We start from the raw sequence: 1,455 nt of genomic DNA on the forward strand, positions 1-1,455 counted from the left end.
TCGCCGACAACTTCCGCAGCGGAGATCCGAGTGGCGGGCATGTTCGTGACGTAGTCTTTCAACCCGACCAGTCGACGAGCCCGATCGAGGGCCTTCTTGCCGCGCAGTGTTTTCACGAATCGCGAGCTCTTGACCGTCTCGGCGCCGTTGATGACAGCAACAGCCCTGTCGGTCATCTTCGCCAGGTTGCGGGTGTCCCTGACAGCCCGCTTCCCGGAACACGCCCAGACCGCCCGCCACGACCCCGAATGAACCGCCGGGCCCCGGACAGGTTCATCACGAAAACGCGGATCCGAAACGGCTTCGCGGCAGCCGCCGCGCCGGGAAGTGGCCGGGAAGTGATCGTGTCGATGATCCGGCCGCCCTCGAACGCGTCACCGCGCCAATGGAAATGTGATTCCAGATCGATGGGCGCTTTGACCTGCCGGGATCCGACAATGAATTTCAACCCGGCCCCATCCAGAGCGGTCAGGTTCGCCGCTGACAGCGCACCAGCGTCAGCAGCGACCACGAGATCACGCAGATCGTGGCGGGCGAGGAAGTCCATGACCTTCGGCAGCATCGTGAGCGTTTCGGTCCTGTCACCTTTCCAGCAGGTCAACCCCAGCGGGAACCCGGCCCTGTCGGTGAGCAATCCGACCACGATCCGCGGGTCGACACGACACTCCTCGGAGAAGCCGACTTCGCGGAGCCCGTCTTCATGCTCGGCCTCGAAACACAAAATCGTCACATCGTAGAGGACCAAGGTCAGGTTCCCATCAACACGGGCATTCTCGAAACACAGCTGCGAGATCTCCGAACGATAATCCTCGGCCCGGAACCGGGCCGAGCAACGGAACACGGAGCGCAACCCGGCATGCGGGATGCCCAAAGCATCAAGCTTGCGGATGCTACCGGCCTTCGAAGTCGGCTTGATCACCCGCGCCAGCACCAGCTGAGCGAACGCGTCGTCCGCGAGGACCTCGAAACCAAGATCGGTGTGGACGCGGCGCAAGCTGCCCCACAACGCGATCGAACGCCTGCCAGTGATGGTCACCGACCGCGACGCCGCAGCCGACGGCAGGAAGTCCAGCTCGTCCTGCAGCGGCGCAAGCCTCTGCCTTGCCGCGGCGACAAGGGGAAACAATTCCTCGGAGGTATGGGCCGAACCGAGATGCTCCAGCACACGGTCGCGCCCATCCCGATGCTCCGCGATCTGGACGGCCGTCGCACCCGAGGCCGTTCTCACCTTCCGAACGTAAGCCACAACGCCCCCTCCCACAACCCGATTAGCGCGTGAAACACACCACCCAACTCCGCCCTGACCAGGCAAAACACCCACACACGCCCACCCACCGCCAAAAATGACACGAGTCAAGTCCGGATGCGCCCGCCCGGGACGGGACGCCGGAAGTCTGCACGGGCTGGTCGGCGGGCGTGCTCACACTGTCGTACAGGCCCTCGTTCTGGTCGCTC

General features: G+C 64.1%; 1 protein-coding gene. It reads right to left on the reverse strand.

Going from position 1 to position 1,455, the window contains the following annotated elements; all coding sequences use genetic code 11:
• Nucleotides 1-172 precede the first annotated feature (172 nt).
• On the reverse strand, nt 173-1,228 hold the full coding sequence (locus K336_RS16460) for an IS1634 family transposase (protein ID WP_155945126.1): 1,056 nt from the start codon (nt 1,226-1,228) through the stop codon (nt 173-175).
• Nucleotides 1,229-1,455 lie beyond the last annotated feature (227 nt).

It is taken from the genome of Propionibacterium acidifaciens DSM 21887 (assembly GCF_000426605.1).
GTDB classification, from domain to species: domain Bacteria; phylum Actinomycetota; class Actinomycetes; order Propionibacteriales; family Propionibacteriaceae; genus Propionibacterium; species Propionibacterium acidifaciens.